11 protein-coding genes and 1 tRNA gene are annotated in these 13185 nt (G+C 72.6%); 9 read left to right on the forward strand and 3 right to left on the reverse strand.

Going from position 1 to position 13185, the window contains the following annotated elements; all coding sequences use genetic code 11:
• Window positions 1–88 precede the first annotated feature (88 nt).
• Both ACZ4M5_RS22475 and ACZ4M5_RS22480 read right to left on the reverse strand, forming a co-directional pair.
• On the reverse strand, window positions 89–748 hold the full coding sequence (locus ACZ4M5_RS22475; protein ID WP_467739484.1) for a response regulator: 660 nt from the start codon (window positions 746–748) through the stop codon (window positions 89–91).
• On the reverse strand, window positions 738–1982 hold the full coding sequence (locus tag ACZ4M5_RS22480) for a sensor histidine kinase (protein ID WP_467739486.1): 1245 nt from the start codon (window positions 1980–1982) through the stop codon (window positions 738–740). The genes ACZ4M5_RS22475 and ACZ4M5_RS22480 overlap by 11 nt, the downstream gene beginning before the upstream one ends.
• A gap of 182 nt (window positions 1983–2164) precedes the next feature.
• On the opposite strand from ACZ4M5_RS22480, the gene ACZ4M5_RS22485 reads away from it, so the two are divergent.
• The 3 genes from ACZ4M5_RS22485 to ACZ4M5_RS22495 all read left to right on the forward strand — a co-directional run bounded on the left by ACZ4M5_RS22485 (window position 2165) and on the right by ACZ4M5_RS22495 (window position 5909).
• Window positions 2165–2890 carry an ABC transporter ATP-binding protein gene (locus ACZ4M5_RS22485; RefSeq protein WP_467739421.1) on the forward strand — a complete coding sequence of 242 codons (726 nt, stop codon included), beginning with the start codon at window positions 2165–2167 and terminating at the stop codon, window positions 2888–2890.
• Between the two features lie 233 nt (window positions 2891–3123).
• The gene (locus tag ACZ4M5_RS22490; protein WP_467739423.1) at window positions 3124–5304 is read left to right on the forward strand and encodes an ABC transporter permease; all 2181 of its coding nucleotides are present in this window, start codon (window positions 3124–3126) and stop codon (window positions 5302–5304) included.
• Between the two features lie 71 nt (window positions 5305–5375).
• Window positions 5376–5909, forward strand: coding sequence for a winged helix-turn-helix transcriptional regulator (locus ACZ4M5_RS22495; RefSeq protein WP_467739425.1), 534 nt, complete (start codon window positions 5376–5378; stop codon window positions 5907–5909).
• 147 nt (window positions 5910–6056) lie between these two features.
• Here ACZ4M5_RS22495 and ACZ4M5_RS22500 read toward each other — a convergent pair.
• Window positions 6057–6140, reverse strand: a tRNA-Leu gene (locus ACZ4M5_RS22500).
• A 472-nt stretch (window positions 6141–6612) separates the two neighbouring features.
• Here ACZ4M5_RS22500 and ACZ4M5_RS22505 point away from each other — a divergent pair.
• The 6 genes from ACZ4M5_RS22505 to ACZ4M5_RS22530 all read left to right on the forward strand — a co-directional run.
• On the forward strand, window positions 6613–7479 hold the full coding sequence (locus ACZ4M5_RS22505) for an FhaA domain-containing protein (RefSeq protein ID WP_467739427.1): 867 nt from the start codon (window positions 6613–6615) through the stop codon (window positions 7477–7479).
• 10 nt (window positions 7480–7489) lie between these two features.
• A complete protein-coding gene (locus tag ACZ4M5_RS22510; protein ID WP_333931879.1) occupies window positions 7490–7999 on the forward strand; it encodes an FHA domain-containing protein FhaB/FipA in 510 nt (169 codons plus the stop codon).
• Between the two features lie 140 nt (window positions 8000–8139).
• Complete coding sequence (locus ACZ4M5_RS22515; protein WP_467739489.1) at window positions 8140–9702, forward strand: Stp1/IreP family PP2C-type Ser/Thr phosphatase; 1563 nt, start codon at window positions 8140–8142, stop codon at window positions 9700–9702.
• Between the two features lie 27 nt (window positions 9703–9729).
• Complete coding sequence (locus ACZ4M5_RS22520) at window positions 9730–11187, forward strand: FtsW/RodA/SpoVE family cell cycle protein (RefSeq protein ID WP_467739429.1); 1458 nt, start codon at window positions 9730–9732, stop codon at window positions 11185–11187.
• Entirely contained in the window at window positions 11184–12662 is a 1479-nt protein-coding gene (locus ACZ4M5_RS22525; protein WP_467739431.1) for a peptidoglycan D,D-transpeptidase FtsI family protein, read from the forward strand. Before ACZ4M5_RS22520 ends, ACZ4M5_RS22525 begins: the two co-directional genes overlap by 4 nt.
• A gap of 168 nt (window positions 12663–12830) precedes the next feature.
• A partial coding sequence (locus ACZ4M5_RS22530) for a protein kinase domain-containing protein (RefSeq protein ID WP_467739433.1) occupies window positions 12831–13185 on the forward strand: 355 nt, incomplete at its 3' end.

The following is a 13185-nucleotide window of genomic DNA, read 5'->3' on the forward strand; positions in this document are numbered from 1 at the left end:
CGCCACGTCCGACGGGTTTTGGCCATTGCTTCACTCGTCGTCGGCCACCGGGGCCGCCCGGGGGCGCGCGTTCCGCTCCCGGGGCGCCCTACGCCCGCAGATACGCCAGCACGGCCCGCACCCGCCGATGCGTGTCGTCCGCCGGGGGCAGGTCCAGCTTGGTGAGGATGCCGGAGATGTGCTTGCCCACCGCCGCCTCGGAGACGACCAGCCGGCGCGCGACGGCGCTGTTGGAGTGGCCCTCCGCGATCAGCGCCAGCACCTCCCGCTCGCGCGGCGTGAGCCGCTCCAGCGGGTCGCGGCGGCGCCGCAGCAACTGCCGTACGACCTCCGGGTCGACGACCGTGCCGCCGTCGGCCACCTTGCCGAGCGCCTCGACGAACTCCTCGACCTGACCGACGCGGTCCTTGAGCAGGTAGCCGACACCCGTGCCGTCGCCGGTGTCCAGCAGCTCGGCGGCGTAGCGGCGCTGGACGTACTGGCTGAGCACCAGCAGCGGCAGCCCGGGCCGCTCCCGGCGCAGCCGCACGGCCGCGTGCAGGCCCTCGTCCTGGAAGCCGGGCGGCATGCGCACGTCCGTGACGACCACGTCGGGGTCGTGCTCCGCGACGGCGGCGACGAGCGCCTCGGCGTCCCCGACGGCCGCGACGACGCGGTGCCCGCAGCGTTCGAGCAGCCCGACCAGGCCGTCGCGCAGCAGCACGCTGTCCTCGGCCAGGACGACCCGCAGGGGCCGCTCACCTCGCAGGCTCACCAGGGATCTCCACATGCAGCAGGGTGGGCCCGCCGGGCGGGCTGGACAGGGAGAGTGTGCCATCGAGCACCGACACCCGGTCGGCGAGCCCGGTCAGCCCGCCGCCGTCCCGGGCCCGCGCCCCGCCGCATCCGTCGTCGCGTATCCGCAGGGTGAGCCGTCCGTCGCGGTACCCGCCGCTGACCTCGGCCCGCTGCGCCCCGCTGTGCCGGGCGACGTTGGCGAGCGCCTCGCACACCACGAAGTACGCGGCTGCCTCGACGGCCTGGGAGAACCGCCCCGGCAGCTCCAGGTCCACGTCCACCGGCACGGCCGAACGGTCGGCGGCGTCGGCGACGGCCGCCTCCAGGCCGAAGTCGGCGAGGACCTTGGGGTGGACGCCCCGGATCAGCTCGCGCAGTTCGGCCAGGACCGCACCGGCCTCCTGGTGCGCCCGGGCGAGCTGGTCGGCGAGCGGGCCCGGCGGGGCGTCGAGCCGGGCCAGGCCGAGCGTCATCGTCAGGGCGACCAGCCGCTGCTGCGCCCCGTCGTGCAGATCGCGTTCGATGCGCCGCCGCTCCGCCTCGAAGGCGTCCACCAACCGCACCCGGGACCGGGTCAGTTCGACGACCCTGGCCCCCAGCCCGGCCTCCCGCGGGGCGACCAGCAGCCGGGTCAGCCCGGCCCGCGCCCCGGCCACGCACCCCAGGGGATAGGCACCCGCCGCGAGGAGGACCAGGCCCGCGACGGCCCAGCCGGCACCGGCCGTCCAGTCCGTCACGAGCCACACCTTCAGCACCTTCGCCTCGCCCGCCACGGCCAGCACCAGCGGGGTCGCGGCCACGGACAGCGGGAGCAGCAGGAAGACGGCGAGGGCGAGCGCGTCGACCGGCCACAACACCCCCGCGAGCAGCAGGGCGTGGCCCAGCTCGCGCCAGGTGGCGCGTTCCCGCAGCCGGAACGACAGCCGGCTGCGCAGTCCGGGGCCGCCGGGCGGCTCGTGCGGGTCCCGCGCGGGCTCCGCGTCGGCCAGCCGCAGCCGGTACCGCTCCAGGGCCGCCACCGGGACACCGGCCAGGGCCGCGCCGAGCAGCAGCGGCAGCCCGACCAGCACCACCGCGAGCACCCCGCCCACCACCAGCGACGCCACCAGGGCCACGAGCACCACCGCGCCGAGGACCGCGCCCGACAGCAGGTACCCGGCCGACCGCCACGGCCACGCCGAGAGCAGGTAGCCGGGGCGGGACATGGCCTGCCACACGTTGCGAGGGTGCATGGGGATCACCGTAGGAGCCGGTCGGGGGCGCGGCCATGGGCCTGGACGGAGCACCGGGGTAGGTCTGGCCCTACCCCGGGTCTAGGCCCCGCCGCACTGCGCCGCGGGCCCCCGGCCCGGTTTCGTGGGACCGACACCGACACCAGGGGGTTCCCATGAAGCACGACGCCGTCCGGCTCGACTCGGTCACCAGGACGTACGGGCGGGTCACCGCACTCGCCGGGGTCTCCCTCGCGTTCCCGGCCGGGTCCTTCACCGCCGTCATGGGTCCCTCGGGCTCCGGCAAGTCCACGCTGCTGCAGTGCGCGGCCGGTCTGGACCGGCCCACGTCCGGCTCGGTCACCGTCGGCGGGACCGAGCTGACCGGCCTGAGCGAACGCCGGCTGACGCTGCTGCGCCGTGAACGCGTCGGGTTCGTCTTCCAGGCGTTCAACCTGCTGCCCTCCCTCACCGCCGAGCAGAACGTGGCCCTGCCACTGCGCCTGGCCGGCCGCCGCGTCCCGAAGGACCGGGTGCGCGCGGCCCTGCGGCAGGTCGGCCTCGCCGACCGGATCCGGCACCGGCCGGCCCAGCTGTCCGGAGGCCAGCAGCAACGCGTCGCCCTCGCCCGGGCGTTGACGACCCGACCCGACGTGCTGTTCGCCGACGAGCCCACCGGCGCCTTGGACACGCGCACCGGCCACGAGGTCCTCGGACTGCTGCGCGCACTGGCCGACCGCGAGGGCACGACGGTCGTGATGGTCACCCACGACCCGGTCGCCGCCGCGTACGCCGACCGCGTCGTGGTGCTCGTCGACGGCCGGGTGGACGAGGAGCTGACCGGCGCCGACGCCGTCACCATCGCCGCCCGCACGACCCGGCCGCAGGCGGCACCGTGCTGAGTCGTTCCGGCCCGGTCCCCACCACCGCAACCCGCCCGCCTCCAGCGCCTCCCGCACGCCCCATCCGCGGACCCCCCCCCCCCCCGCGCCGGAAACCCGCCCACCTCCAGCACCGCAACCCACCCACCCCATCCGCGGACCCCACCGCGCAAGGAACCGGCCCGCCTCCAGCACCGCCCGCACGCCCTGCCCGCAGAACCCACCATGCCGAACACCCACCCGGAGGTCCCCCCGTGCCGAGCGTCGTCCTGCGCACGCTGCGCGCCCACTGGTCCGCCTTCACCGGCAGTTTCGTCGCGCTCGCGCTGGGCGTGGCCCTGCTCACCGTGACGGGCCTGGCCCTGGCCTCCTCCCTCTCGGCCGCTCCCGGCCGCGCGCCGGCCGCCTCCGTCGTCGTGCAGGCGCGGGACGCCCTGCGCGTACCGACCCCATCCGGCGTGCGCACGGCCCGGGTCGCCCACCCCCGCCCGATCCCGCCCGCGACCGTCGCCGCACTGCGGAAGCTGGGCCCGGTGCGGGTGGACGGGCGGTCCGGCCCCTCCCGCGTCCTCCGGCTGGAGACCGACGCCGATCCGGTGGCCGTGCGGAGGGCCGTGCGCGGCACGGCCCTGGTCCTCACCGGCGACGCGCGCCGGATCGGCGACCCCGCCCACGACCGGGACCGGGAGGCGCTCACCGCGCTGAACGCCCTGTTCGGCACCGCCGCAGGCGTCACCGCGTTCGTGTCGGTCTTCGTCGTGGCCTCCACGTTCGCCTTCGCGGTCGCCCAACGGCGCCGTGAGTTCGCCCTGTTGCGCACGGCCGGGGCGACCCCGGGCCAGATCCGCCGCGGCGTCCTCGCCGAGGCCCTGGCCGTCGGCGTGCTCGCCTCGGTCACCGGCTGCGCGCTGGGCGACCGCGCCGCGCCGCACCTCGTCTCCTGGGCCGTGACCGAGGACCTCGCTCCCTCCTGGTTCACCCTGGGAGACCCCACATGGCCGTACCACGCGGCCTTCTGGACCGGCCTGCTCGTCGCCCTGGCCGGGGCGGGCGCGGCCTCCTGGCGGGCGGGGCGCACCGCACCGGCCGAGGCCCTGCGCGAGGCGTCGGCCGACAGCGGCCGTCTCACCCGGGGCCGCCTGCTGTGCGGCACGGCCCTGCTCCTCACGGCCTTGGCCACCCTGGTCCTCGCGCTGGGCACCGACCCGGGCGACCTCCTCCACCGCAAGACGTACATCAGCCGCCCGATGCTGCTGATCAGCGCGGCCGCCCTGCTCTCCCCGCTGCTCCTGCGGCCCCTGACCCGGCTGCTCACCGCCCTGCCCGGGGTCAGTGCCCTGCTGGTCCGCGAGAACACCGCCAGCGGGCTGCGCCGGTGCGCCGCGCTCGCGGCGCCGGTCCTGGTCACGGTCGCCCTCGCGGGCTCCCTGCTCGGCACCACCGCGACCCTGAACCGGGCCAGGGCCGAGGAGGCGCGGGAACGGACCACCGCCGCGTTCGTCGTGCTGCCGAAGGACCGGGCGGGCTTCGACGGGGCGACCCTGCGCAGGATGCGGCAGGTGCCGGGCGCCGTGGTCGCGCCCTCGGCCGCGACGGCCGTGCACATGCTGGAGGACGGCGTGGCCCTGATCCGCTCCGAGGCCCGCGCCACGGATCCGCGCACCCTGGCCGCGACCTCGCACGTGCCGCTGACGGCCGGCACGGTGAGCGCCCTCGACGACGACTCGATCATCGTCAACGAGGAGTGGCAACGGCACCGGGTGGGCGATCGCGTCCAGGTCTGGCTCGGCGACGGCACCCGGCGGACCCTGCGCATCGCCGCGGTCATGCCCACCGGCACCGGCGGCAACGGCGTCCACCTCACTCCGCGCAACGCCCCCGGAGCGCCGGTCGACCGGGTCGACGTCGCCCTGGCCCGGGGCGCGGGCGCAGCGGCCGTCTCCACCGCCCTGCACCGGGCCGCCCGCACCGGCGACCGGGTCCTCACCCGGGAGGCATGGTTGCGGGAGACCCGGCCCGGCACACAGCGCACCACCCGGCTCGGCCTCCTCCTGGTCCTCGCTCTCGCCCTGCTGTACACGGGCATCTCCGTGGCGAACACCACGGCCATGGGGACGTCCGGCCGGCTCCGCGACCTGGCCGTGCTGCGGCTCACCGGTGCCACCCGGTGGCAGGTGCTGAAGGTGACGTGCGCCGAGTCCCTCACGGTCGTCGCGGCGGGCACCCTCCTCGGTCTCCTGGTCACCGTCGTCAACCTGGCCGGCCTGTGGAGCGCCCTCGCGCTGCTGTCCGTGCCCGCCGCCGTCGTCCTGCCGTGGCAGGCGCTGGGCGTGACGGTGGCCGCCTGCGCCGCCCTGGCCGTGACCTCCGCGCTGGTCCCCACGGCCCTCGCGCTGCGCCGCCGCCCGGCGGACCCGGCGGGCCTCCGGGAGTGACGCCTGCCCACCGACCCGGCCTTCGTCTCATCATGAGACCGACCAGGAGGCGTCCTTCTACAGTGGAGCGCATGAGACGGACCTCGTTCGACGGCTGGCCCTGCTCCATCGCCCGTACCGCCGACCTCCTGGGCGACGCCTGGACCCTGCTGGTCCTGCGCGAGCTCTTCTACGGCGAGTCCCGCTTCGACGGCTTCATCGGCACCCTGGGCATCGCCCGCAACACCCTCACCGACCGGCTGCGGCGCCTGGAGGCGGAAGGACTGCTGCACCGCCGGGCCTACCAGAGCGAGCCGGTCCGCCACGCGTACGTGCTGACCGACAAGGGCCGCGACTTCTTCGGCGTGCTCGCCGCGCTCAACGCCTGGGGCGACCGCTGGCTGGCCGGCGACGAGGGTGCGCCGGTGGTGCTGCACCACACGACCTGCGGCCACGACACGCAGGCCCGGGTGGTCTGCTCCTCCTGCGGAGACCCTCTGGACCCCGGGGACCTCACCGCCCGCACCGGCCCGGGCTACCCGCCCCGCCTCCGGGACGACCCGGCGGTCCGGGAACGCTTCGCCCCGGGCCGCACTCTCGGCCGGGCCGCCTCCGAGCAGCCCTGAGAGCTTCCTCACACGACAAGGGATCGAGGCCCGCCTCCCGAGCGAGGTCCGCCTCCGCGGCGAGAGGACCGTCACAGCCGAGAAAGCCGGGAGAACCGGGAGAACGAAGAACGGGCGGCATCTGATCGATGCCGCCCGTTCCGACGGTGCGCGAGGGGGGAGTTGAACCCCCACGCCCTTGCGGGCACTGGAACCTGAATCCAGCGCGTCTGCCTATTCCGCCACCCGCGCATTGGGTGTGTCCTGGGCTCCGTCCTTTTCGGGCCGGCGCCTTCCGACACCCAGAACATTAGCACGCTGGACGGGGTGGGTTCACATCCCTTTCCGCCCCTGGCGGGGGCCGTCCCGGGTCATGGATGTCCGTGCCACGTATCGACGCGTGCCTGTTCACGTATCAACCTCGTACCGGTACCCCCGGGTCTCCCCAGGAGGGGCCCGAGTCCACAGCCGGGTGCGGGACACTGGTCTCCCGCCGCCTCTACGATCCATGGCAGGAGTACGCCGGGCGGTTGCGCGCACCAGTACTCCGGCAGGAGTTCGAAGAGGAGCTCCACAGGGAACTTCGTCATGCGTCGACACCTGTCGGCGGGGCCGACAGGGGGAACCAGCCGATCGACCGGCGCGTGGATACGATCAGTAAGCAGTACCAGGCAAGTGGCCCGCAGGGCGGTACACAGGACGGCAGCGACGGAGGAGGTGCCCCATGGGAGTCCTGAAGAAGTTCGAGCAGCGTCTCGAAGGTCTGGTCAACGGCACCTTCGCCAAGGTGTTCAAGTCCGAGGTCCAGCCCGTGGAGATCGCGGGCGCGCTGCAGCGCGAGTGCGACAACAACGCCACCATCTGGAACCGCGACCGCACGGTCGTCCCCAACGACTTCATCGTGGAGCTGAGCACACCGGACTTCGAGCGGCTCAGCCCCTACTCCGGGCAGCTAGGGGACGAGCTCGCCGGCATGGTGCGCGACTACGCCAAGCAGCAGCGCTACACCTTCATGGGCCCGATCAAGGTGCACCTGGAGAAGGCGGACGACCTCGACACCGGCCTGTACCGCGTGCGCAGCCGGACGCTCGCCTCCTCCAGCAGCCAGCAGGGCGGCCCCGGAGCCGGCGGCGCACCCGCCGCCCCGCAGGGCGCCCGCCCCGGCGGCTACGGCTACCCGCCGGCCGCCTCGCCCACCGGCGCCCCGCCCATGCCGGCCGCGCCGCCTCCCGGCGGCCGCCCCGGCGGTTACGGCTATCCCCAGCCCGCGAGCGGCCAGCGGCCTCCTGCCGCGCCGGCCGCCGGCGGACGCACCCGCCACTGGATCGAGATCAACGGCACCCGCCATCAGATCTCCCGCCCGACGCTCGTGCTGGGCCGCAGCACCGACGCCGACGTGCGGATCGACGACCCCGGCGTCTCCCGCCGGCACTGCGAGATCCGGACCGGAACGCCCTCGACGATCCAGGATCTCGGATCCACCAACGGCATCGTGGTGGACGGGCAGCACACCACCCGCGCTACGCTCCGCGACGGCTCGCGGATCGTCGTGGGCAGCACCACCGTTATCTATAGGCAAGCCGAAGGGTGAAGCGGGGGCAATGTCAGAGCTGACCCTCACGGTCATGCGGCTGGGGTTCCTGGCCGTTCTGTGGCTGTTCGTGATCGTGGCCGTGCAGGTCATCCGAAGCGACCTGTTCGGAACGCGGGTCACGCAGCGCGGATCGCGCCGCGAGGCCGGCCGGCAGCAGCAGGCCGCCCGGCAGGCACCGCCGCCGCAGCGCCAGCAGTCCGCGGGCGGCCGGCGCGGCCGCAACGCCCCCACCAAGCTCGTCGTGACCGAGGGGACCCTCACCGGCACCACGGTCGCCCTCCAGGGGCAGACCATCACCCTGGGCCGGGCGCACGACTCGACGATCGTGCTGGACGACGACTACGCCTCCAGCCGGCATGCCAGGATCTACCCGGACCGCGACGGCCAGTGGATCGTCGAGGACCTCGGCTCCACCAACGGCACGTACCTGGACCGGACGCGGCTGACGACTCCCACACCGATCGCGCCGGGCGCGCCGATCCGCATCGGCAAGACCGTCATCGAGCTGCGGAAGTAGTGCTACATCATGGATAGGCGCGAGCGGAGCGAGCACGCAGCGGCGGGCCTCACCCCGGCCCCCGGCGCGCTCCCGACCGGAGGGTGGGCAGTGTGGCTCGACACGACCGGCTGTACCCGGAGCCGACGGGCGAGGTGCGCATGAGTCTGTCACTGCGCTTCGCCGCCGGATCGCACAAGGGCATGATCCGCGAGGGCAACGAGGACTCCGGATACGCCGGCCCGCGCCTGCTCGCCATCGCCGACGGCATGGGCGGCGCCGCCGCCGGCGAGGTCGCCTCCTCCGAGGCCATCTCCACCATCGTCGCCCTCGACGACGACGTCCCCGGCTCCGACGTCCTCACCTCGCTCGGCACGGCCGTGCAGCGCGCCAACGACCAGCTGCGCTCGATGGTCGAGGACGACCCGCAGCTGGAGGGCATGGGCACCACCCTGACCGCCCTGCTGTGGACGGGCCAGCGCCTGGGCCTGGTGCACGTCGGCGACTCGCGCGCGTACCTGCTGCGCGACGGCGTGCTGACGCAGATCACCCAGGACCACACCTGGGTGCAGCGCCTGGTCGACGAGGGCCGCATCACCGAGGAAGAGGCCACCACGCACCCGCAGCGCTCGCTGCTGATGCGCGCGCTGGGCTCCGGCGACCACGTGGAGCCGGATCTGTCCATCCGCGAGGTCCGCGCCGGCGACCGCTACCTGATCTGCTCCGACGGCCTGTCCGGCGTGGTGTCCCACCAGACGCTGGAGGACGCCCTCGCCAGCTACCAGGGCCCGCAGGAGACCGTGCAGAACCTGATCGAGCTGGCGCTGCGCGGCGGCGGCCCGGACAACATCACGGTCATCGTCGCCGACGTGCTGGACCTGGACACCGGCGACACCCTGGCCGGGCAGCTGTCCGACACCCCGGTCGTGGTCGGCGCCGTCGCCGAGAACCAGCACCAGCTGCACGACAACGGCATCATGCAGACCCCCGCCGGCCGCGCCTCCGGCCTCGGCCGCCAGGGCCGTGGACACGGCGGCGGGGGCGGCGAGTTCGGCCCGCCCGGCTCGGGCGACACCACCGGCTACATCCCCGCCGCCGGTTTCGACTACGGCGACGGCGACTTCGACAAGCCCCGCAAGAAGGGCCGCTGGCTCAAGAGGTCCTTCTACATCGCCCTGGCCCTCGCCGTCGTCGGCGGCGGCCTGTACGGCGGCTGGCGCTGGACGCAGACGCAGTACTACGTCGGTGCCGAGGACGAGCACGTCGCGCTGTACCGGGGCATCAGCCAGGACCTGGCCTGGGTGTCGCTGTCGAAGGTCGAGAAGGACCACCCCGAGATCGAACTCAAGTACCTGCCGCCGTACCAGCAGAAGCTGGTCAAGGCGACCATCGCCGAGGGCGACCTGAAGAACGCCCGGGCGAAGATCCAGGAACTGTCGGTGCAGGCCTCCGCGTGCAAGAAGCAGGCACAGCGGCGCGAAGCCGAGAGCCAGAAGAACGCCAAGACCGGTGAGGGCGAGGCCGGGGGCACCACGGGAACCACACCCGCCTCCTTCACGTCCAAGGCCAAAGCCACACCGACGCCGAACCCGTCGAACCCGTCGGGCTCGCCGTCGGCGCCCTCGAAGTCCACGCCCCCGACCACGACCGCACCCACTCCCAGCCCCGGCCCCAGCCTCTCGGAGGAAGAGCAGAAGGTCGTCTCGCTGTGCGGTAAGCAGTAGGCAAGCCGTGAGAGGCCCTGTCACACGATGAGCAGCACGAATGCATCGCACTCGCCGACGCACCACACGTCCACGATCGGCGCGATCGGCGCCCCGAGCCGCCGCAACACCGAGCTGGCCCTGCTGGCGTTCGCCGTCGTCATCCCGGTGTTCGCCTACGCCAACGTCGGTCTGGCCATCAACGGCTCGGTGCCGCCCGGCCTGCTGAGCTACGGTCTCGGACTCGGCCTGCTCGCGGGCGTCGGTCACATCGTCGTACGGAAGTTCGCGCCGTACGCGGACCCGTTGATGCTGCCGCTGGCGACCCTGCTCAACGGCATCGGACTCGTGATCATCTGGCGGCTGGACCAGTCCAAGAAGCTCCAGGCGTCCAAGACGTTCGTCGAGGCGGCACCCCGGCAGCTGCTGTACTCCGCGATGGGCGTGGCCCTGCTGGTGGCGGTGCTGATCTTCCTCAAGGACCACCGCGTTCTGCAGCGCTACACGTACATCTCCATGGCCGGTGCGCTGTTCCTGCTGATCCTGCCGCTCGTGCCGGGACTCGGCGCGAACATCTACGGCGCCAAGATCTGGATCAAGATCCCCGGCCTCGGCACGCTGCAGCCCGGTGAGTTCGCGAAGATCGTCCTCGCGGTCTTCTTCGCCGGCTACCTCATGGTGAAGAGGGACGCCCTGGCGCTGGCCAGCCGCCGCTTCATGGGGCTGTACCTGCCGCGCGGCCGCGACCTCGGCCCGATCCTCGTCGTCTGGGTGCTCTCCATCCTCATCCTGGTCTTCGAGACCGACCTCGGCACCTCGCTGCTGTTCTTCGGCATGTTCGTGATCATGCTGTACGTCGCCACCGAGCGGACCAGCTGGATCGTCTTCGGTCTGCTGATGTCCGCGGTCGGCGCGGTCAGCGTGGCGAGCTTCGAGCCGCACATCCAGACGCGTGTGCAGGCGTGGCTCGACCCGATGCGCGAGTTCGAACTCTCCCGGGCCGGCGTCCAGGACGGCATCGTCCACTCCGAGCAGGCCATGCAGGCCCTGTGGGCCTTCGGCTCCGGCGGCACCCTGGGCACCGGCCTCGGTCAGGGCAACTCCGACCTCATCGGCTTCGCCGCCAACTCCGACTTCATCCTCGCCACCTTCGGCGAGGAGCTGGGCCTCGCCGGCGTCATGGCGATCCTGCTGCTGTACGGCCTGATCGTGGAGCGGGGTGTGCGCACCGCGCTCGCCGCCCGCGACCCGTTCGGCAAGCTGCTCGCGATCGGCCTGTCCGGCGCGTTCGCCCTGCAGGTCTTCGTCGTGGCCGGCGGTGTGATGGGCCTCATCCCGCTGACCGGTATGACGCTGCCCTTCGTGGCGTACGGCGGTTCCTCCGTGATCGCCAACTGGGCCCTGATCGGCATCCTGTTGCGCATCAGCGACACGGCCCGCCGCCCGGCCCCCGCCCCCGCCGCCAACCCCGACGCCGAGATGACCCAGGTGGTCCGCCCGTCATGAACAAGCCCCTGCGCCGGATCGCGATCTTCTGCGGCCTGCTGGTCCTGGCCCTGCTGATCCGCGACAACTGGATCCAGTACGTCCAGGCCGACGAGCTCAGGTCCGACAAGAACAACCGCCGCGTCACCATCGAGCGTTACGCCTCGCCGCGCGGCGACATCATCGTCGACGGCAAGCCGGTCACCGGCTCCGCCGAGACGTCGGGCAGCGACTTCACGTACAAGCGGACGTACAAGAACGGCCCGATGTGGGCGCCGGTCACCGGTTACGCCTCCCAGGCCTTCGGCGCGACCCAGCTGGAGTCCCTCGAGGACGGCATCCTCACGGGCAACGACGACCGGCTGTTCTTCCGCAACACCCTCGACATGCTCACCGGTGAGAAGCAGCAGGGCGGCAACGTCGTCACGACGCTGAACGCCGCCGCGCAGAAGGCCGCCTACAACGGGCTGAAGAGGCAGGGCGGCAAAGGTGCCGTCGTCGCCCTGGAGCCGTCGACGGGCAAGATCCTGGCCCTGGCCTCCTACCCGTCGTACGACCCGTCGTCCTTCGCCGGCAACTCCACGACGACGGACACCGAGGCCTGGCAGAAGCTGCAGAAGAAGAACAATCCGAACGACCCGATGCTCAACCGGGCGCTGCGCGAGACCTACCCGCCCGGCTCCACCTTCAAGGTGGTCACCGCGGCCGCGGCCCTGGAGGACGGGCTCTACACGAGTGCCGACCAGAAGACCAAGTCCCCGGACCCCTGGGTCATGACGGGCACCACCACCAAGCTGCCCAACGAGGGCAACATCCCCTGCGAGAACGCGACCCTGCGCGTCGCCCTGCAGTACTCCTGCAACACCGTCTTCGGCAAGATCGGCGCCGACCTCGGCAACGAGAAGATGCTGAAGGAGGCCAAGGAGTTCGGCTTCGGTGAGGAGCACTTCACGCCGGTCCGGGCCAACGCCTCGGTGTTCTCCGACGACATGAACCCCTCGCAGACGGCGCTGTCCTCCATCGGCCAGTTCAACACCGCCGCGACCCCGCTGCAGATGGCCATGGTCGCCTCGGCCGTCGCCAACGACGGCAAGCTGATGAAGCCGTACATGGTCGACGAGCTCCAGTCGTCCGGTGTCGACCCGATCGAGAAGACCGACCCGGAGGAGCTGAGCCAGCCGCTGTCGGCGGAGAACGCCCAGATCCTGCAGTCGATGATGGAGACGGTCGTCGACAAGGGCACCGGTTCCAACGCCAAGATCCCGGGCGTCAAGGTGGGCGGCAAGACCGGTACCGCCCAGCACGGTGTGGACAACAGCGAGAACCCCTACGCCTGGTTCATCTCCTACGCCAAGGACTCCGACGACAACGCGCCGGTCGCCGTGGCGGTCGTCGTCGAGGACGACAACGCGGTGCGCGACGACATCTCCGGCGGCGGCCTCGCGGCACCGATCGCGAGGAGCGTGATGGAGGCGGTCATCAACGGCAAGAAGTGACCCCGCTCACGTCTGCTTCACATCGGTGCACGTTGCGGTACCGGTCCGGTATCGGCTGACGGGCTTGGCCAGGTCACACAAAACGAGCCGGGTACGGTAGGCCCGGACGGCAGCCTCCGACCGCACACGCTTCCGGTCGGGACCGACGGAGAGGGCTGGTAGGTAGCTATGGAAGAGCCGCGTCGCCTCGGCGGCCGGTACGAACTGGGCCAGGTGCTCGGGCGTGGTGGCATGGCGGAGGTCTACCTCGCGCATGACACCCGCCTCGGCCGCACCGTGGCGGTGAAGACGCTGCGCGCGGACCTCGCGCGTGACCCTTCCTTCCAGGCCCGGTTCCGCCGGGAGGCCCAGTCGGCCGCCTCGCTCAACCATCCCGCGATCGTCGCGGTCTACGACACGGGCGAGGACTACATCGACAACGTGTCGATCCCGTACATCGTCATGGAGTACGTGGACGGCTCGACCCTCCGTGAGCTGCTTCACTCCGGCCGCAAGCTGCTGCCGGAGCGCGCCATGGAGATGA

This window comes from Streptomyces sp. NPDC026246 (genome assembly GCF_055567995.1).

Bases quoted from the DNA above. Each gene is read 5' to 3' on its own strand.
- ACZ4M5_RS22510 (WP_333931879.1), top strand. From the start codon at position 7,490: ATGTCAGAGCTGACCCTCACGGTCATGCGGCTGGGGTTCCTGGCCGTT.
- ACZ4M5_RS22495 (WP_467739425.1), top strand. From the start codon at position 5,376: ATGAGACGGACCTCGTTCGACGGCTGGCCCTGCTCCATCGCCCGTACC.
- ACZ4M5_RS22505 (WP_467739427.1), top strand. From the start codon at position 6,613: ATGGGAGTCCTGAAGAAGTTCGAGCAGCGTCTCGAAGGTCTGGTCAAC.
- ACZ4M5_RS22525 (WP_467739431.1), top strand. From the start codon at position 11,184: ATGAACAAGCCCCTGCGCCGGATCGCGATCTTCTGCGGCCTGCTGGTC.
- ACZ4M5_RS22520 (WP_467739429.1), top strand. From the start codon at position 9,730: ATGAGCAGCACGAATGCATCGCACTCGCCGACGCACCACACGTCCACG.
- ACZ4M5_RS22485 (WP_467739421.1), top strand. From the start codon at position 2,165: ATGAAGCACGACGCCGTCCGGCTCGACTCGGTCACCAGGACGTACGGG.
- ACZ4M5_RS22515 (WP_467739489.1), top strand. From the start codon at position 8,140: ATGAGTCTGTCACTGCGCTTCGCCGCCGGATCGCACAAGGGCATGATC.
- ACZ4M5_RS22480 (WP_467739486.1), bottom strand. From the start codon at position 1,982: ATGTCCCGCCCCGGCTACCTGCTCTCGGCGTGGCCGTGGCGGTCGGCC.